This is a genomic window from Pulveribacter sp. (genome assembly GCF_032079985.1).
GTDB lineage: Bacteria > Pseudomonadota > Gammaproteobacteria > Burkholderiales > Burkholderiaceae_C > Melaminivora.
The window spans coordinates 993,833-1,010,051 of sequence record NZ_DAMATK010000001.1; the positions used below are offsets into that span (position 1 = coordinate 993,833).

Annotated in this window: 18 protein-coding genes; 16 read left to right on the forward strand and 2 right to left on the reverse strand. The window is 68.8% G+C overall.

From position 1 onward, the window contains the following. The first annotated feature begins 65 nt into the window (after positions 1 to 65). From RT282_RS04620 to RT282_RS04695, 16 genes are all read left to right on the forward strand, one after another. The gene (locus RT282_RS04620) at positions 66 to 503 is read left to right on the forward strand and encodes a DUF971 domain-containing protein (RefSeq protein WP_312304946.1); all 438 of its coding nucleotides are present in this window, start codon (positions 66 to 68) and stop codon (positions 501 to 503) included. Positions 504 to 606: 103 nt separating this feature from the next. Further along, positions 607 to 1,338, forward strand: a complete 732-nt coding sequence (gene ubiE / locus RT282_RS04625; RefSeq protein WP_312304949.1) for a bifunctional demethylmenaquinone methyltransferase/2-methoxy-6-polyprenyl-1,4-benzoquinol methylase UbiE — start codon at positions 607 to 609, stop codon at positions 1,336 to 1,338. Positions 1,339 to 1,405: 67 nt separating this feature from the next. Further along, positions 1,406 to 2,425 (forward strand): Tim44-like domain-containing protein, encoded by a 1,020-nt coding sequence (locus RT282_RS04630; RefSeq protein ID WP_312304951.1) that lies wholly within the window; start codon positions 1,406 to 1,408, stop codon positions 2,423 to 2,425. A gap of 89 nt (positions 2,426 to 2,514) precedes the next feature. After that, the gene (locus tag RT282_RS04635) at positions 2,515 to 3,099 is read left to right on the forward strand and encodes a hypothetical protein (protein ID WP_313312098.1); all 585 of its coding nucleotides are present in this window, start codon (positions 2,515 to 2,517) and stop codon (positions 3,097 to 3,099) included. After that, positions 3,096 to 4,664 carry a ubiquinone biosynthesis regulatory protein kinase UbiB gene (gene ubiB, locus RT282_RS04640; protein ID WP_313312100.1) on the forward strand — a complete coding sequence of 523 codons (1,569 nt, stop codon included), beginning with the start codon at positions 3,096 to 3,098 and terminating at the stop codon, positions 4,662 to 4,664. The genes RT282_RS04635 and ubiB overlap by 4 nt, the downstream gene beginning before the upstream one ends. 78 nt (positions 4,665 to 4,742) lie before the next feature. Further along, on the forward strand, positions 4,743 to 6,194 hold the full coding sequence (locus RT282_RS04645) for a sodium:solute symporter family protein (RefSeq protein WP_313312102.1): 1,452 nt from the start codon (positions 4,743 to 4,745) through the stop codon (positions 6,192 to 6,194). Positions 6,195 to 6,263: 69 nt separating this feature from the next. Then, complete coding sequence (locus RT282_RS04650) at positions 6,264 to 6,530, forward strand: FmdB family zinc ribbon protein (protein WP_313312104.1); 267 nt, start codon at positions 6,264 to 6,266, stop codon at positions 6,528 to 6,530. 22 nt (positions 6,531 to 6,552) lie between these two features. Further along, positions 6,553 to 7,176 carry a DUF502 domain-containing protein gene (locus RT282_RS04655; RefSeq protein ID WP_313312627.1) on the forward strand — a complete coding sequence of 208 codons (624 nt, stop codon included), beginning with the start codon at positions 6,553 to 6,555 and terminating at the stop codon, positions 7,174 to 7,176. 98 nt (positions 7,177 to 7,274) lie between these two features. After that, positions 7,275 to 9,074, forward strand: a complete 1,800-nt coding sequence (gene aspS, locus RT282_RS04660; protein ID WP_313312105.1) for an aspartate--tRNA ligase — start codon at positions 7,275 to 7,277, stop codon at positions 9,072 to 9,074. 70 nt (positions 9,075 to 9,144) lie between these two features. Then, positions 9,145 to 9,960 (forward strand): curli production assembly/transport component CsgG, encoded by an 816-nt coding sequence (locus tag RT282_RS04665; protein ID WP_312304965.1) that lies wholly within the window; start codon positions 9,145 to 9,147, stop codon positions 9,958 to 9,960. Positions 9,961 to 9,995: 35 nt separating this feature from the next. After that, complete coding sequence (gene nudB, locus RT282_RS04670; protein WP_313312106.1) at positions 9,996 to 10,469, forward strand: dihydroneopterin triphosphate diphosphatase; 474 nt, start codon at positions 9,996 to 9,998, stop codon at positions 10,467 to 10,469. Then, entirely contained in the window at positions 10,466 to 11,242 is a 777-nt protein-coding gene (locus RT282_RS04675) for an endonuclease/exonuclease/phosphatase family protein (RefSeq protein WP_313312630.1), read from the forward strand. The genes nudB and RT282_RS04675 overlap by 4 nt, the downstream gene beginning before the upstream one ends. A gap of 8 nt (positions 11,243 to 11,250) precedes the next feature. Continuing rightward, positions 11,251 to 12,486, forward strand: a complete 1,236-nt coding sequence (clsB, locus tag RT282_RS04680; RefSeq protein ID WP_313312108.1) for a cardiolipin synthase ClsB — start codon at positions 11,251 to 11,253, stop codon at positions 12,484 to 12,486. 113 nt (positions 12,487 to 12,599) lie between these two features. Next, positions 12,600 to 13,328, forward strand: coding sequence for a GTP cyclohydrolase I (gene folE, locus RT282_RS04685; RefSeq protein ID WP_313312109.1), 729 nt, complete (start codon positions 12,600 to 12,602; stop codon positions 13,326 to 13,328). A gap of 42 nt (positions 13,329 to 13,370) precedes the next feature. Further along, positions 13,371 to 13,793, forward strand: a complete 423-nt coding sequence (locus RT282_RS04690; protein ID WP_312304975.1) for a BLUF domain-containing protein — start codon at positions 13,371 to 13,373, stop codon at positions 13,791 to 13,793. Positions 13,794 to 13,874: 81 nt separating this feature from the next. Continuing rightward, complete coding sequence (locus RT282_RS04695) at positions 13,875 to 14,759, forward strand: DMT family transporter (protein WP_313312110.1); 885 nt, start codon at positions 13,875 to 13,877, stop codon at positions 14,757 to 14,759. A 6-nt stretch (positions 14,760 to 14,765) separates the two neighbouring features. Here the strand turns inward: RT282_RS04695 and RT282_RS04700 are convergent, their stop codons facing one another. Then, positions 14,766 to 15,437 carry a hypothetical protein gene (locus RT282_RS04700; RefSeq protein ID WP_313312111.1) on the reverse strand — a complete coding sequence of 224 codons (672 nt, stop codon included), beginning with the start codon at positions 15,435 to 15,437 and terminating at the stop codon, positions 14,766 to 14,768. A gap of 76 nt (positions 15,438 to 15,513) precedes the next feature. Next, the gene (locus RT282_RS04705; protein ID WP_312304980.1) at positions 15,514 to 16,122 is read right to left on the reverse strand and encodes a hypothetical protein; all 609 of its coding nucleotides are present in this window, start codon (positions 16,120 to 16,122) and stop codon (positions 15,514 to 15,516) included. Positions 16,123 to 16,219 lie beyond the last annotated feature (97 nt).

Here is a 16,219-nt window from a genome sequence, read left to right on the forward strand (position 1 = left end):
TGCCGGCGCTTGCTGCATAAGCGCTGGCGGCCTTTTTTGCTTGAAACAAGGCACGAGGTGAACCCATGGCCCAACCGCTCGACAACACTCCCGCGCCGCAGGCCATCACCGTGCACGAGCGCTCGCGTGTGCTGGAGGTGGCGTTCAGCGATGGCGCGGTCTTTCGCATCCCCTTCGAGCTGATGCGCGTGTACTCGCCCTCGGCCGAGGTGCAGGGCCACGGCCCGGGCCAGGAGGTGTTGCAGACCGGCAAGCGCGACGTGGCCCTGGTGGGCCTGGAGCCCGTGGGCCACTACGCCGTGCGCCCAGCCTTCTCCGACGGGCACGACAGCGGCATCTTCACCTGGGCCTATCTCTATGAGCTGGGCCGCGACCAGCAGCAGCTGATGCGCGAGTACGAGCGCCGCCTGGCCGAGGCCGGCGTGGACCGTGACGCGCCCATGGGCGGCAAGGCGGCCCACGGCGGTGGCGGCTGCAGCAGCGGCGGCTGCGGCGGGCATTGAGCCCGCGGCCTTGTCCCCCATTTGTCCGAATAGCGACACAAGCCCCACGCTGGCGCGGGGTTGTCCCTGTACGCGCCGCCAACCCCTGACCTAGCATCACGCCATGAGCACCACCCACTTCGGTTTCCAGTCGGTCGACGAAAGCGACAAGGCGCGCCGCGTACGCGGCGTTTTCGACTCCGTCGCGCCCAAGTACGACCTGATGAACGACCTGATGTCCGGTGGCCTGCACCGGGCCTGGAAGGCCTACACGGTGATGGTGGCCAACCTGCGCGAGGGCGACCAGGTGCTGGACATTGCCGGCGGCACGGGCGACCTGGCGCTGGCTTTCTCCAAGAAGGTCGGCGCCACCGGCCGCGTGGTGCACACCGACATCAACGAGGCCATGCTGCGCACCGGCCGCGACCGGCTGATCAACGCCGGCGTGGTGCTGCCCACGGCGGTGTGCGACGCCGAGCACCTGCCCTTTCCCGACAACCACTTCGACCTGGTCAGCGTGGCCTTCGGCCTGCGCAACATGACCCACAAGGACGCGGCGCTGGCCGAGATGTGCCGCGTGCTGAAACCCCGCGGGCGCCTGCTGGTGCTGGAGTTCTCCAAGGTCGCCAAGCCCCTGTCCAAGGCCTACGACTGGTACTCCTTCAAGGTGCTGCCGCGGCTGGGTTCCATGGTGGCCGGCGACGCCGCCAGCTACCAGTATCTGGCCGAGTCCATCCGCATGCATCCGGGTCAGGAGGAGCTCAAATCCCTCATGAAACAAAGTGGCTTTGGGCATGTGGACTATCACAACATGACGGGCGGCGTGGTGGCGCTGCATGTTGGAATCAAGTGCTGAACGAATACCAAGCGGGCGAAATCCGCTTCCGGGGCGCTCGCCGCTCACACCTTCCTTGGGAGATGACATGAACAGCAAACTGTGGTCCGTGGCGCTGGTGGCCGTGCTGGCGCTGGTGCACCTGGACGCCGACGCGCGCCGCATGGGCGGAGGCAAGTCCTTCGGCCGCCAGTCCTCCAACGTCACGCAGCGCGAGGCCACGCCGCCGCGCGCGCCCGGCACGCCGGCGCAGCAGGGCGCCGCGCCCAACCAGGCCGCCAACGCGGCACCGGCAGCGGCTGGCGCCGGCGCCGCTGCGGCCGCCACACGCAAGCCCTGGGGCGCCATGCTGGGCGGCCTGGCTGCCGGCCTGGGCCTGGCCTGGCTGGCCAACTCGCTGGGTCTTGGCGCGGGCTTTGCGCAGTTCCTGATGTTCGCGCTGCTGGCGCTGGTGGTCATGGCCGTGGTGGGCATGGTCATGCGCTCGCGTCGTCCGGCGCAGACCGCGGCCGCCTCGCCCTTCGCCTTCCAGGGTGCGGGCGCAGGCACGCCGCCGGCGGACGTGCAGATGCCGCGCCAGTACAACCCCGAGAAGGTGGGCAACGACGCCTCGGCCCGCCCCTGGGAGCGCGCCGGCGCGGCCTTCCAGGCGCAGCCCGGCGCGGCGGCTGGCGGCTCCATGATCGGCTCGGCCCTGGCCGGCTCGCAGAACTGGGGCGTGCCCGACGGCTTTGACACCGAGGGCTTCCTGACGGCGGCCAAGCGCAACTTCGTGACGCTGCAGGCCGCCTGGGACCGCTCGGACATCGCCACGCTGCGCTCCATGATGACCGACGCCATGGTCGGCGAGATCCGCACCCAGCTGTCCGAGCGCGAGCAGCACCGCGGCGGCGCCGAGCCCAACCACACCGACGTGGTCATGCTGGAGGCGCAGCTGCTGGGCATCGAGGACCTGGGCGATGGCTACATGGCCAGCGTGGAGTTCTCCGGCATGATTCGCGAGGAGGCCTCCGCCGGCCCCAGCCCCTTCCGCGAGGTCTGGAACATGACCAAGCCCAAGAGCGGCTCCAGCGGCTGGCTGGTGGCCGGCCTGCAGGCACTGCAGTAATCCATCCACCAATCACAGCGAAGAAGGCGCCGCACTCTCGGCCAAAAAGCCGACAGTGCGGCCGCCACTTCGGGGAATAATCGGGGGCTATGTCTAAGCAGTCCCCTTTTTCGTTTCTGGACGGCCTCATGGAACGCATCGTTTCCGGCCCGCAGCCGCCGGCCTGGCTGGTGCACGAGGTGCAGCACCGGGCGGTGCTGTTCCTGAACCACGTGCTGATGCAGGAGCGTGAAGCGATGGACCGCCTGGCGCGCCAGGCCGGGCGCACGGCGCACGTGCAGTGGCGCAACTTCTTCATGACGCTGCAGCTCACCCCCGCCGGCCTGCTGGACCTGGCACCCGAGGGCGCCCAGCCCGACCTGCGGCTGCAGGTGTTCGAGGCGTCACCGCTGTCGCTGGCGCGCAGCGCCCTGGCCGGTGAGCGGCCCTCCATCCGCATCGAGGGTGACGTGCAACTGGCCGCCGACATCAACTGGGTGGTGGACAACGTGCGCTGGGACGTCGAGGATGATCTGGCACGCGTGATCGGCGATGCGCCGGCGCGGGCTGTGGCCTCGGTGGCCGAGCGCGTGGCTGCGGCCCTGCGCCGCTTCGTGGGCGCGCGCATGGGCGGCGCCGGCGACCTCGGCGCCCACGGCGCCGACAACAGCACAGCGCACCGTTCGCCGCCATGAGGCGCTTCGTGCGGGGGTTCACCATCCTGCGGGTGGTGCTGGGCCATGGCCTGGACGAGGTCGTGCTGTCCAATTTTCGCCACCCCTGGCTGCATTTGCTCACGCGCGTCATCACCTTCGGACGGCGCCTGGATGCGCCGCGCGGCGTGCGCCTGCGCCTGGCGCTGGAGCGGCTGGGGCCGATCTTCGTGAAGTTCGGCCAGGTGCTGTCCACGCGGCGCGACCTGATGCCGCCGGACATCGCCGACGAGCTTGCGCTGCTGCAGGACCGCGTGCCGCCGTTCGACCCGGCTATTTCAGTGGCCACCATCGAGCGGGCCTTTCGCCGGCCGATCGACGAGGTGTTTGTCTCGTTCGACCGCACGCCGGTAGCCAGCGCCTCCATCGCCCAGGTGCACTTCGCCGTCATCCGCGATCGGCATGGGCGCGAGCGCGATGTGGCCGTGAAGGTGCTTCGCCCCGGCATGCTGCCGGTGATCGACCAGGACCTGGCCCTGATGGGCATGATGGCCCGCTGGGTGGAGCGCCTGTCGGCGGACGGCAAGCGCCTCAAGCCCCGCCAGGTGGTGGCCGAGTTCGACAACTACCTGCACGACGAGCTGGATCTGATCCGCGAGGCGGCCAACGCCGCCCAGCTGCGGCGCAACATGAAGGACGTCGGGCTGGTGCTGATCCCGGAGGTGTTCTGGGATTTCTGCCACCCCGACGTGCTGGTGATGGAGCGCATGAACGGCGTGCCCATCAACCAGGTCGCTCGTCTGCGCGAGGCCGGCGTAGACATCAAGAAGCTGGCCCGCGACGGCGTGACCATCTTCTTCACCCAGGTGTTTCGCGACGGCTTCTTCCACGCCGACATGCACCCCGGCAACATCCAGGTCAGCCTGGACCCGGACACCTTCGGGCGCTACATCTCGCTGGACTTCGGCATCGTCGGCACGCTCACCGAGTACGACAAGGAATACCTGGCGCAGAACTTCACGGCCTTCTTCCGGCGCGACTACAAGCGTGTGGCCGAGCTGCACATCGAAAGCGGCTGGGTGCCACCCACTACGCGCGTCAATGAGCTGGAGTCGGCGATTCGCGCCGTCTGCGAGCCGTACTTCGACCGGCCGCTCAAGGAGATCTCGCTGGGCATGGTGCTGCTGCGCCTGTTCCAGACCTCGCGGCGCTTCCAGGTGGAGATCCAGCCGCAACTGGTGCTGCTGCAAAAGACGCTGCTCAACATCGAAGGCCTGGGCCGCCAGCTCGACCCAGAACTGGACCTGTGGAGCACGGCCAAGCCCTTCCTGGAGCGCTGGATGCTCGAGCAGCTGGGTCCGCAGCGCCTGTGGCGCGAACTGCGCATGGAGGCACCGCGCTACGCCAAGATCCTGCCCGAGCTGCCGCGCCTGATGCACGAATACCTCAGCCACCGCGGCCAGGGCGACGGCCGGGCGGAGCTGCAGGCGCTGCTGGCCGAACAAAAGCGCACCAACCGCCTGCTGCAAGGCGTGATCTACGGCGGCGTCGGCTTCCTGCTGGGGTTGATCGTGATGCAGATCATTGCGCGCCTGCGCGTGTTCTGAGCCGGGCACGCCTTCGGTTTTCTTTTCCCTTCCCACCCTTCTTCGTCAACCACTTTTCCTTCCTTCAGGAGTTGCCACGTGTTGCTCTTCATGGTGATCGCCTATCTGTTTGTCACCATCGGCATCGGCCTGTGGGCCGCCAGGCGTGTGCAGAACACGGCCGACTTCGCCATCGCCGGTCGGCACCTGCCCATGTACATGATCATCACCACCACGTTCGCCACGTGGTTCGGCTCGGAGATCGTGCTGGGCGTTCCCGCCAAGTTCATTCACGGCGGCTTGAACGCCGTGGTGGAGGACCCCTTCGGGGCCGGCATGTGCCTGATCCTGGTGGGCGTGTTTTTCGCCGGCAAGCTGTACCGCATGACGCTGCTGACCATCAGCGACTACTACCGCGAGCGCTATGGGCGCGGCATCGAGGTGATCTGCTCGCTGATCATCATGCTCAGCTACCTGGGCTGGGTGTCGGCCCAGGTCACGGCGTTGGGCCTGGTTTTCCACCTGCTGTCGGGCGGGGTGATCTCCATCCCCTGGGGCATGGCCATCGGCGTGGGCTCCATCTTGGTCTATACGCTGTGGGGCGGCATGTGGTCCGTGGCGGTGACGGACTTCATCCAGATGATCATCCTGGTGGTGGGCCTGCTGGTGCTGTCGTTCTTCGCGGCCGACATGGCTGGCGGCGCCGGCAAAATCATTGACCTGGCCGTGAGCCGCGACATGTTCCGCTTCTGGCCCGAGCCGACCTGGCACGAGATCATCTTCTTCTTCGGCGCGGCCATCACCATGATGCTGGGCTCCATCCCGCAGCAGGACGTGTTCCAGCGCGTCATGTCGGCCAACAGCGAAAAGGCCGCCACGCATGGCACGGTCATCGGCGGCACGGCGTACATCCTGTTCGCCTTCGTGCCCATGTTCCTGGTGGCCAGTGCGCTGATCATCATGCCCGAGCAGACTGCGGCGCTGCTGGAAGACGACCCGCAGAAGGTGCTGCCCACGCTGGTCATGGACCGCATGCCGGTCATGATGCAGGTGCTGTTCTTCGGCGCACTGCTGTCGGCCATCAAGTCCTGCGCCTCGGCCACGCTGCTGGCGCCGGCCGTCACCTTCACCGAGAACATCTGGCGCCAGTTCCGTCCCACCTACATCAGCGACGACGAGAACCTGCGCATCATGCGCATCAGCGTCTTCGTGTTCGCCATCTGCGTGCTGATCTACTCCATCAAGATGGAGGGCACGCCCATCTTCGAGCTGGTGTCGGGCGCCTACCAGGTGCCGTTGGTGGGCGCCTTCGTGCCGCTGGTCTTCGGCCTGTACTGGAAGCGCGCCAACACCCAGGGAGCGCTGTGCGCCGTGGTGCTGGGCATCGGCACCTGGCTGCTGTTCATGGCCACGCCCGCGCTCGGCGAGGTCTTTCCGCAGCAGCTGGCCGGCGTGCTGGCGGCCGTGGTCGGCATGGTGGGCGGGTCGCTGGCGCCGCAGTTTGTGCGCAACGCCCACCTGGCCGCGCAACCCGTGGCGGGCCTGGACTGAGCGCCGCAGGAAAAACCCGCCGTTGCCTATAATTGCGGGTTTTTCCTCGCCCTCCAGCGCGTTTTTGCAATGCCTATTTACGCCTACCAGTGCGGCTCCTGCGGCCATGCCAAGGACGTGCTGCAAAAAATTGCCGACGCCCCGCTCACTACCTGCCCGGCCTGCGGCGCCCACGCCTTCGCCAAGCAGCTGACGGCCCCGGGCTTTCAGCTCAAGGGCACGGGCTGGTATGCCACCGACTTCAGCGGCCGCAAGCAGCCGGCTGCCGGGGCTGCTCCTGAAAAAGGAGCTGCCGCCGCAAGTCCAGCGCCCGCTGCAAGCACTTCTGATGCCTGAAAAAATGACCAAGGCCACGCCCATGGCCGCGCTGCGCAAGTGGCTGTTCACCGGCCTGCTGGTCGTGGTGCCCGGCGTCATCACGGCCTGGGTTCTGTCCTGGATCGTGGGCGCCCTGGACCAGACCTTGGCCATCCTGCCCGGCTCTTGGCAGCCCGACCGGCTGCTGGGCTTTCACATCCCCGGCTTTGGCGTGCTGCTCACGCTGAGCATCCTGCTGGCGGTGGGCGCCCTGGCCAGCAACTTCGCCGGGCGCAAGCTGGTGGAGTGGGGCGACGCGCTGGTCAGCCACATCCCGGTGGTGCGCTCCATCTACTCCAGCGTCAAGCAGGTGTCTGACACGCTGTTTTCCGAGAGCGGCAACGCCTTTCGCACCGCCGTGCTGGTGCAGTGGCCACGTGAGGGCGTGTGGACGGTAGCCTTCATCACCGGCACGCCCAGCGGCGAGGTCGCGGCCCACCTGCGCGACGAGTTCGTCAGCGTCTACGTGCCCACTACGCCCAACCCCACGGGCGGCTACTTCGTGCTGATGCGCAAGAGCGACTGCGTGGAGCTGGACATGAGCATCGACGCGGCCCTCAAGTACATTGTTTCGATGGGAGTCGTGGCCCCGCCCGACCCCCTGGCTGCCGAGGCGGGCAGGTAGCCCCTCGGGGCGGCCGGACCGGCGGCCCCTGGCACCGCAGCACCCTCATCACCATCGTCGCGCCCCTGGGGCGCAGGAAGAAAAAAGAGCTCCCAACCATGGCCATGCGCTCCCACTACTGCGGTCTCGTGACCGAAGCCCTGATGGGCCAAACCGTCACCCTGTGCGGCTGGGTGAACCGCCGCCGCGACCATGGCGGCGTGATCTTCATTGATCTGCGCGACCGCGAAGGCTACGTGCAGGTGGTCTGCGACCCCGACCGCCCCGAGATGTTCAAGGTGGCCGAGGACATCCGCAACGAGTTCTGTGTGCAGGTCAAGGGCCTGGTGCGCCCGCGCCCCGCCGGCACCACTAACGACAAGATCAAGAGCGGCCAGATCGAGGTGCTGTGCCACGAGCTGGTGGTGCTCAACGCCTCGGTCACGCCACCCTTCCAGATGGACGACGACAACCTGTCCGAGACCACGCGCCTGACCCACCGCGTCATGGACCTGCGCCGCCCCCACATGCAGCGCAACATGATGCTGCGTTACAAGACGGCCATCCAGGTGCGCAACTTCCTGGACCAGGAAGGCTTCATCGATATCGAGACGCCCATGCTGGGCAAGAGCACGCCCGAGGGCGCGCGCGACTACCTGGTGCCCAGCCGCGTGCACGACGGCCAGTTCTTTGCGCTGCCGCAGTCGCCCCAGCTGTACAAGCAGATGCTGATGGTGGCCGGCTACGACCGCTACTACCAGATCACCAAGTGCTTCCGCGACGAGGACCTGCGCGCCGACCGCCAGCCCGAGTTCACGCAGATCGACTGCGAGACCTCCTTCCTGGGCGAGGAAGAAATCCGCGCCATCTTCGAGCGCATGATCCGCGAGGTCTTCCGGGCGCAGCTGGACGTGGAGCTGGGCGACTTCCCCACCATGAGCTACCAGGAGGCGGCGCGCCGCTTCGGCTCGGACAAGCCCGACCTGCGCGTCAAGCTTGAATTCACCGAGCTGACCGACGTCATGGCCGATGTGGACTTCAAGGTTTTCTCCGCACCCGCCACCACCAAGGGCGGCCGCGTGGTGGCCCTGCGCGTGCCCGGCGGCGCGGCCATCAGCCGTGGCGAGATCGACCAGTACACCGAGTTCGTGAAGATCTACGGCGCCAAGGGCCTGGCCTGGATCAAGGTCAACGAGGCTGCCAAGGGCCGTGACGGCCTGCAGTCGCCCATCGTCAAGAACATCCACGATGCCGCCATTGCCGAGATCCTCCAGCGCACCGGCGCGCAGGACGGCGACCTGATCTTCTTCGGCGCCGACAAGGAAAAGATCGTCAACGACAGCATCGGCGCGCTGCGCCTGAAGGTCGGCCACAGCGATTTCGGCAAGAAGAGCGGCCTGTTCGAGGACCGCTGGGCGCCGCTGTGGGTGGTGGACTTCCCCATGTTCGAGCACGACGAGGAAACGGGCCGCTGGGTGGCCGTGCACCACCCCTTCACGTCCCCCAAGGATGGTCACGAAGACCTGATGGACACCGACCCGGGCAAGTGCATCGCCAAGGCCTACGACATGGTCTTGAACGGCTGGGAGCTGGGCGGCGGCTCGGTGCGTATCCACCGCGCCGACGTGCAGGCCAAGGTCTTCGCCGCGCTGCACATCAGCCCCGAGGACCAGCGTGCCAAGTTCGGCTATCTGCTGGACGCGCTGCAGTACGGCGCGCCCCCGCACGGCGGCCTGGCCTTCGGCCTGGACCGCCTCATCACCCTGATGACCGGTGCCGAGTCCATCCGCGACGTGATCGCCTTCCCCAAGACCCAGCGCGCCCAGGACCTGCTGACGCAGGCGCCGTCGCCGGTGGACGAGAAGCAGCTGCGCGAGCTGCATATCCGGCTGCGCAACCCGGTGGCGGCCGCCAGCTGAGCGGGGGAGCTGGCTTTCCTGTGGCTGGACGAGCAGGGCGCCTTGGGCGCCCTTTTTGTTGAGGTATCCCATGTCGACTTTGCGACGATCTATTCAGAGCGCCGGCCTGTGGCTCACGCTGGCGGCCACTCTGGCGCTGCCCGCCTGCGGCGAGAAGAAAACCGAACTGGGCGAGGGCGGTTCGGTCGTCAGCGGTTCGGCCGGACCCGAGGGGGCGCAGGGTGCCTCTCGTGAGCTGCTGCGCTGCGAGGCGCCGGTGGCCACCGTGGCGCTGGCCGAGAACCCGCACGGTTACGTGATGAGCAGCCAGTACCACCTGCCGCCGTCGCCCGTGCCGCTGGTCAAGCTGCTGGCGCAGCAAAGCGGCTGCTTTCGCGTGGTGGACCGGGGTGCGGGCCTGCGCGGCACGGTGCAGGAGCAGGACCTGAAGGAGGCCGGTGTGCTGCGCAAGCAGGGCTCCACCGTGGCCCGGGGCCGGGGCTACGAAGCGCAGTACACCCTCACGCCCAGCCTGACCTTCAGCGAGCAGGACGCAGGCCGCGGACTGGGCGGGTTGATCGCGATGATCCCCGGGCTGCGCGACATCGCCGGCCTGGTGGGGCTGGTCGAGCAGGTCAAGCTCAAGGAGGCGCAGACCGCCCTCTTGCTGTCGGACAACGAGACCACCGAGCAGGTGGCCGCCGCCACCGGAGCGGCACGCACCACCGACCTGGGGCTGGGCGGCCTGGTGCTGGGGCGCCTGGGCGGCGGCGCGGGCGCGGGCTGGAGCAACACCAACGAGGGCAAGGTCATCGCCGCGGCCTTTCTGGACGCGCACAACCATCTGGTGGTGCAGGCCCGGGCGCTGCAGGCCAAGGCACTTCCGCCCGCCGTGCCATCGCGCTGACGACTGCGCCTGCGCTGCATACTGAGAACTGCGCCATGCAGCAGCCGCTCCTTCACAAGATTCCCGAATCCGTTCTCGTCGTGCTCCATACGCCGCGGCTGGACGTGCTGCTGCTGCGCCGCACCGAGTTGCACGAGGGGCGGGAGTTCTGGCAGTCGGTCACTGGCAGCAAGGACTGGCCGCAGGAATCCTGGCTGCAGGCCGCTGCGCGCGAGGTGGGCGAGGAGACAGGCATCGACGCCCACGCGCCGGGGTGCCGGCTGCGCGACTGGGGCCTGGAGAACGTCTATACGATCTACCCGCAGTGGCAGCACCGCTACGCCCCGGGTGTTTGGAAGAACACCGAACGGGTGCTGGGCCTGCAGGTGCCGCCTGATACACCTGTCACCTTGAATCCGCGCGAACACACGGCATATGCTTGGCTGGACTGGCGCGAGGCGGCAGAGCGCTGCTACTCGCCCTCCAACGCCGAGGCCATCCTCTGGCTCCCCCGACTCGCATGCCGATGAACGCCGCCGCCCCTTCAGCCATTGAACTGCCCGCCGAGCACCCAGGCATCCTGCGCGTGGCCACCTACAACATCCACAAGGGCGTGCAGGGCCTTGGCCCGGCGCGGCGGCTGGAGATCCACAACCTGGGCTTGGCCGTGGAGCAGCTGGACGCCGACATCGTCTGCCTGCAGGAGGTGCGATCGGTCAACCGGCGCGAGGCGCTGTACTTCGAGCGCTGGCCCGAGGTGTCGCAGGCCGAGTACCTCGCGCCTGAAGGCTACGAGGCCATCTATCGCACCAACGCCTTCACGCGCCATGGCGAGCACGGCAACGCGCTGCTCACCCGCTGGCCGGTGGTGGGCCACCGGCACGAGGACATCTCCGACCACCGCTTCGAACAGCGCGGCCTGCTGCACGTGGAGGTGCTGGTGCAGGGCCAGCCGGTGCACGCCATCGTGGTGCATTTGGGCCTGATCGCCGGCAGCCGCATCCGCCAGGTGGCGCAGCTGCAGCGCTTCATCGACCGCGAGGTGCCGCCGGACGCGCCTTTGGTGGTGGCCGGTGACTTCAACGACTGGGGCCTGCAGATCAAGCGCATGCTGGCGGGCTTTGGCCTGTTCGAGTACGACGAGTCTCCCCAGGCCTATACCTACCCGGCGCGCCTGCCCATGGTGCAGCTGGACCACGTCTACGTGCGAGGCCTGCGTCCCCTGTCGCTGCAGGTGCCGCGCGGCAGGATCTGGTGGCGCATGTCCGACCACTTGCCGCTGATCGCGGAATTCCAGCTGTAGCGCAGGCCATGCCTGAGCCACGGCCGCGCAGCGATCGCCCCAACCGCTCCAACCACCAGGTCGAATTGCTGCAGGGCACGGCCGAGTTCTTCCCGGCCCTGATCGCCGCCATGGACGCGGCCGTCTCCGACATCCAGCTGGAGACCTACATCTTCGACTGCACCGGCAGCGGCGCCAGCGTGGCCGAGGCGCTGGTGCGCGCCGCCGCGCGTGGCGTACGCGTGCACCTGGTAGTGGACGGCTTCGGCACGGCGGCGCTGCCCGCGTCCTGGCGCCAGGCCTTCGAGCAGGCCGGCGTGCTGCTGCAGGTCTATTCGCCTCTGGGCCCGCTGGGCCTGCTGCTGCCGCGGCGCTGGCGCCGGCTGCACCGCAAGCTGTGCGTGGTGGACGGCCAGGTGCTGTTTTGCGGCGGCATCAACGTGCTGGACGATTTCCACGACCCCAACCACGGCATGCTGGCCGCGCCGCGGCTGGACTTCGCCGTGCGCGTGCAGGGCAGCCTGGTGGACCAGGCCAGCGAGGCCATGGAGCAGCTGTGGTGGCAGCTCAAGGCCGGCCAGGACGCGCGCCGGCGCCGCCTGGGCCTGGCACTGGCGGACTGGCGCGCGGCGCGGCTGGCCAAGCTCAAGGGCCGACACGCCGAGCGCGCCAGCCGCGGCATGCGCGCCATCTTCCTGCTGCGCGACAACGTACACCACCGCACGCACATCGAGCGCTCGTACCGCCGGGCCATCGCCCGCGCGCGGCACGAGGTCATCATCGCCAACGCCTACTTCATCCCCGGCGGTCGGCTGCGCCGCGCCCTCAAGCACGCGGCCCGGCGCGGTGTGCGCGTGCAGCTGCTGCTGCAGGGGCGCTACGAATACTTCATGCAGTACCACGCGGCCCGGCCGGTGTACGGCGCGCTGCTGGCGGCCGGCGTGGAGATCTACGAGTACGAGCCCAGCTTCCTGCACGCCAAGGTGGCCGTCATCGACGCGCACGGCGCGCGGCCCTGGGCCACGGTGGGCTCGTCCAATCTGGACCCGCTGTCGCTGCTGCTGGCGCGCGAGGCCAATGTCGTGGTCAAGGACGCGGCCTTCGCCCGCCAGTTGCGCCAGCGCCTGGCCCGCGCCATGGCCGACGCCGGCCGGCCCCTGGACCCGCAGGCCTACGCCCACCGCCCCTGGCGCGAGCGGTTGCTGGACCGCATGGCCTTCGGCCTGATGCGCGCCGCGCTGTGGGTGACGGGCAAGCGCTATTGACGCGACGGGTGTTTGCTATGGTTTAAATAGCTGTCAGCGCTTGGCTGGCAAGCCCTGGAGGTCAAAAACACTACGAAGCAGCGGGCGGCCGTTCGCTGTTACCATGCCGCCCCATGTCATCCCAACCCGCAGCCCCTGGCGCGCCCACTGTCGCCGACGACGAGGGCACGCCCGTCTCCGTCAAGATCCGCGAGCGCCTGGCCGCCGCGCGACGGCGCTTCCACGCCAACGACAACATCGCCGAGTTCCTGCAGCCGGGCGAGCTGGAGCTGCTGCTGGACGAGGTCGAGACCAAGATGCAGGGTGTGCTCGACAGCCTGGTGATCGACACCGAGGGCGACCACAACACACAGAGCACCGCGCGCCGCGTGGCCAAGATGTACTTGAACGAGGTCTTCAAGGGCCGCTACGTGGCGCCGCCGCCCATCACCGAGTTCCCCAACGCCGAGCACCTGAACGAGCTGATGATCGTCGGCCCGATCACCGTGCGCAGCGCCTGCAGCCACCACTTCTGCCCGGTGATCGGCAAGATCTGGATCGGCGTGCTGCCCAACGAGCACACCAACGTCATCGGCCTGTCCAAGTACGCACGGCTGGTGGACTGGGTCATGGGCCGCCCGCAGATTCAGGAAGAGGCCGTGGTGCAGCTGGCCGACCTGATCATGGAAAAGACCCAGCCCGACGGCCTGGCCATCGTCATGGAGGCCAGCCACTTCTGCATGTCCTGGCGCGGCGTGCGCGAGATGGACAGCAAGATGCTCAACTCCGTCATGCGCGGCGTGTTTCTCACCAACCCTACGCTGCGGCGCGAATTTCTCTCGCTCATCCCCGGGCGGGCCTGACGCACAGTCACCCTCAACACAGCCGTACAAGGAACCTGAGCCATGCTGGTGCGCCTGCTCTACGTCAGCCGCGCGGTGGACCCCTCGCCCGCCGCCATCGAAGCCATCCTGGCCCAGTCGCGCCAGCACAACCCGGCCACTGGCATCACCGGCGTGCTGTGCTACGGCGGGGGCATCTTCCTGCAGGCCATCGAGGGCGGCCGCACGGCGGTCAGCGACCTGTACGGTCACATCCAGCGCGACGCGCGGCACAAGGACGTGGAGCTGCTGGCCTTCGAAGAGATCAGCGAGCGGCGCTTTGGCGGCTGGACCATGGGCCAGGTCAACCTGGCCAAGCTGAACCACTCCATCGTCCTCAAATACTCCGAGCGGCCCGAGTTCGACCCCTACGCCGCCTCCGGCAAGGTCTCCTTCGCGCTGCTGGAGGAGTTGATGGCCACGGCCTCCGTCATCGGCCGCGCCTGACCGCGCCCGCGCCGCCCCTGCGGCCGCGGCCTGCCTCAGCAGCGGGCCGCGGCCTTTTCCATTGAGCCGCCCACCCACTCCATGTCCCTGCAAGCCTTCGGCCTGATCTTGCTGGCGGGACTGATCCACGCCCTGTGGAACATCGCCGCCAAGAAGGCCGGCGGCGATGCGCGCTTCGCCTTCTTCACCTCGCTGCTGATGATGTTCGTCTGGGCGCCGCTGGGCTGGTGGCTGGGGCGCGACGTGGTGCCGCTGTGGAGCGCGCGCGAGTGGGGCATCGTGGCCCTGAGCGGGCTGCTGCACGTGCTGTACTACGTCATCTTGCTGCGCGGCTACCGCAAGGCCGATCTGACGGTGGTCTACCCGCTGGCGCGCGGCACGGGGCCGCTGCTGTCTTCGCTCACCGCCGTGCTGCTGCTGGGCGAACGGCTGACGGCCATGGGTGTGCTGGGCATCGCCGGCGTGGTGGGCGGCGTGTTCCTGATCGCCGGCGGCCCGGGGCTGCTGCGCGTCGGCCGGGGCGGCGGCGATGCGCAGCGTCGCCTGGGCAAGGGCCTGACGTATGGCGTGCTGACGGGCGTGTTCATCGCCAGCTACACCGTGGTGGACGGCTACGCCGTCAAGGCCATGCTGCTGTCGCCCATCCTGGTGGACTACATGGGCAATCTGCTGCGCGTGGCGGTGCTGACACCGGTGGCGCTGCGCCGCCCGGCCGAGCTGCGGACGCTGTGGACGGCGCAGTGGCGCTTCGCGCTGCTGGTGGCCACCGTCAGCCCCATCGCCTACGTGCTGGTGCTGTACGCCCTGCAGACGGCGCCGTTGTCGCTGGTGGCGCCGGCGCGCGAAGTGTCCATGCTGTTCGCCGCGCTGATCGGCGGCCATCTGCTGGGCGAGGGCGACCGCGCCGCGCGCATCATCGGTGCCGTGCTGATCGCCGCCGGCGTGGTAGCGCTGGCGCTGGGCTGAACCGCCTCAGGGCGCGCGGGGCGCGTCGATCTCGGCCCAGCCCGGGCCGTGCCGCCAGCCGGCGCCCAGGTGCTGCGCCAGGTGCGCCAGGGCGTCACCGTCCAGTGCCGGCATGCCGGGTGTGGGCGTCGCCGGTGGCGCCTCGGCCGCTACGCCTTCGGCCTGCACGCGCAGGCTGTTGTCTGACGGGCCGGGCAAGATGCGCACGCAGGCCGGCGCACCGACGGGTGCTTCGGCAAGCAGGTGGATGGCGCCCAGCAGCAGGCACAGCAGCGGCTGCTGCGGTACCCGGGCGCTGGGCAGGGGGGCCTCGGGCGGCGGCAGTTCCAGCTGCAGGCCGCGCATCGCCAGCAGCGGGTAGGCCAGGTCGCGCGCCAGCTGGGCGGTGGCGGCGACGGGTTCGGGTGCGTGCGGGCCTTGCAGGTCCCAGTGACGCAGACGCCGGCTGCTCTCCGCCAGGCTGGTCAGGTGCTCTTCCTGCTGCTCCAGCTGGGCGGACAGCGGCTCGCTGGCGTCCTGCGCGCGCCGGCGCAGCACTACGGCGGCCATGCGCATGATGGTCAGCATGCCGGCGATGTCATGGCGAACCACCGGCATGGCCCGGGCCAGGATGGCGTGCTGTACGCCCAATGCGGCCCAGACCGGGGCGCTGGAGAAGGGGGGGTCGTTGGCTGTCATGGATGAGGCGCCATTGGACCAGCGCCCATGCCCGGCCGGGGTAGGACAGGGCCGCATGTAAGCAGGTGTGAACGAATCAGGTCGTCGCCGTGAGCCGCAGATAAGCGGCGCGCGTGGCCGGCGAGACCGCCTTCACCAGCTGGGCGTGGGGCGTCTGGTGGCGCGCCATGACGCGGGCGCTGGCGACAGCCCGGGATTTGCAGAACCAGTGGCAGCTGTGCTGCATCAGCAGCAGCTCGGCGGTCATGGTGAAGGCGCGCTCGCGCGGGGCCAGGCCGTTCTCGTTGCGCATGGTGGCGCCGATGCCGCGTGCGTGCACGGCCAGCAGCTCGCGCATGTCGAAGGTGGCGGCCGGCAGCAGCTGGGTGGCAAACGGCAGGCCGATGGCCAGACGGCTCACGCGCGTCTCCTCGGCCGGCAGGCGGGCGAAGCCGGCGGCGAAGCGCTCGAACTGCTCGCACAGCTGCGCCTCGCTGGCGGCCAGCGTGTCCAGCACCTGCTGGCGGCGCTCGGGCGTGGCCTCGCCCATGGCGCGCAGGTAGCCCTGGGTCAGGGTTTGCATCAGGCGCTCGATCTGGTAGGGCGCCAGCTGCTGGCTCAGCAGCACGATGCGGCGGCGCTGTTGCTGGCTGTTCAGCAGCCAGGCGCTGGTGGCGGCGAAAGCCACCAGGAGGAAGGGGTCCATGGCAACGTCGAGTCGAGAAAAAACGGGAATGCAGCGCGCAGCGGCGCGCGCAAAGCCGGTATTGTGCTGCCTTGACCCGCCCGGCCAGGGCGCCACC

Bases quoted from the DNA above. Each gene is read 5' to 3' on its own strand.
- RT282_RS04655 (WP_313312627.1), top strand. From the start codon at position 6,553: ATGGCCGCGCTGCGCAAGTGGCTGTTCACCGGCCTGCTGGTCGTGGTG.
- RT282_RS04675 (WP_313312630.1), top strand. From the start codon at position 10,466: ATGAACGCCGCCGCCCCTTCAGCCATTGAACTGCCCGCCGAGCACCCA.
- ubiB (WP_313312100.1), top strand. From the start codon at position 3,096: ATGAGGCGCTTCGTGCGGGGGTTCACCATCCTGCGGGTGGTGCTGGGC.
- clsB (WP_313312108.1), top strand. From the start codon at position 11,251: ATGCCTGAGCCACGGCCGCGCAGCGATCGCCCCAACCGCTCCAACCAC.
- folE (WP_313312109.1), top strand. From the start codon at position 12,600: ATGTCATCCCAACCCGCAGCCCCTGGCGCGCCCACTGTCGCCGACGAC.
- RT282_RS04695 (WP_313312110.1), top strand. From the start codon at position 13,875: ATGTCCCTGCAAGCCTTCGGCCTGATCTTGCTGGCGGGACTGATCCAC.
- ubiE (WP_312304949.1), top strand. From the start codon at position 607: ATGAGCACCACCCACTTCGGTTTCCAGTCGGTCGACGAAAGCGACAAG.
- RT282_RS04630 (WP_312304951.1), top strand. From the start codon at position 1,406: ATGAACAGCAAACTGTGGTCCGTGGCGCTGGTGGCCGTGCTGGCGCTG.
- RT282_RS04635 (WP_313312098.1), top strand. From the start codon at position 2,515: ATGTCTAAGCAGTCCCCTTTTTCGTTTCTGGACGGCCTCATGGAACGC.
- RT282_RS04620 (WP_312304946.1), top strand. From the start codon at position 66: ATGGCCCAACCGCTCGACAACACTCCCGCGCCGCAGGCCATCACCGTG.
- nudB (WP_313312106.1), top strand. From the start codon at position 9,996: ATGCAGCAGCCGCTCCTTCACAAGATTCCCGAATCCGTTCTCGTCGTG.
- RT282_RS04705 (WP_312304980.1), bottom strand. From the start codon at position 16,122: ATGGACCCCTTCCTCCTGGTGGCTTTCGCCGCCACCAGCGCCTGGCTG.
- RT282_RS04700 (WP_313312111.1), bottom strand. From the start codon at position 15,437: ATGACAGCCAACGACCCCCCCTTCTCCAGCGCCCCGGTCTGGGCCGCA.
- RT282_RS04665 (WP_312304965.1), top strand. From the start codon at position 9,145: ATGTCGACTTTGCGACGATCTATTCAGAGCGCCGGCCTGTGGCTCACG.
- aspS (WP_313312105.1), top strand. From the start codon at position 7,275: ATGGCCATGCGCTCCCACTACTGCGGTCTCGTGACCGAAGCCCTGATG.
- RT282_RS04690 (WP_312304975.1), top strand. From the start codon at position 13,371: ATGCTGGTGCGCCTGCTCTACGTCAGCCGCGCGGTGGACCCCTCGCCC.
- RT282_RS04650 (WP_313312104.1), top strand. From the start codon at position 6,264: ATGCCTATTTACGCCTACCAGTGCGGCTCCTGCGGCCATGCCAAGGAC.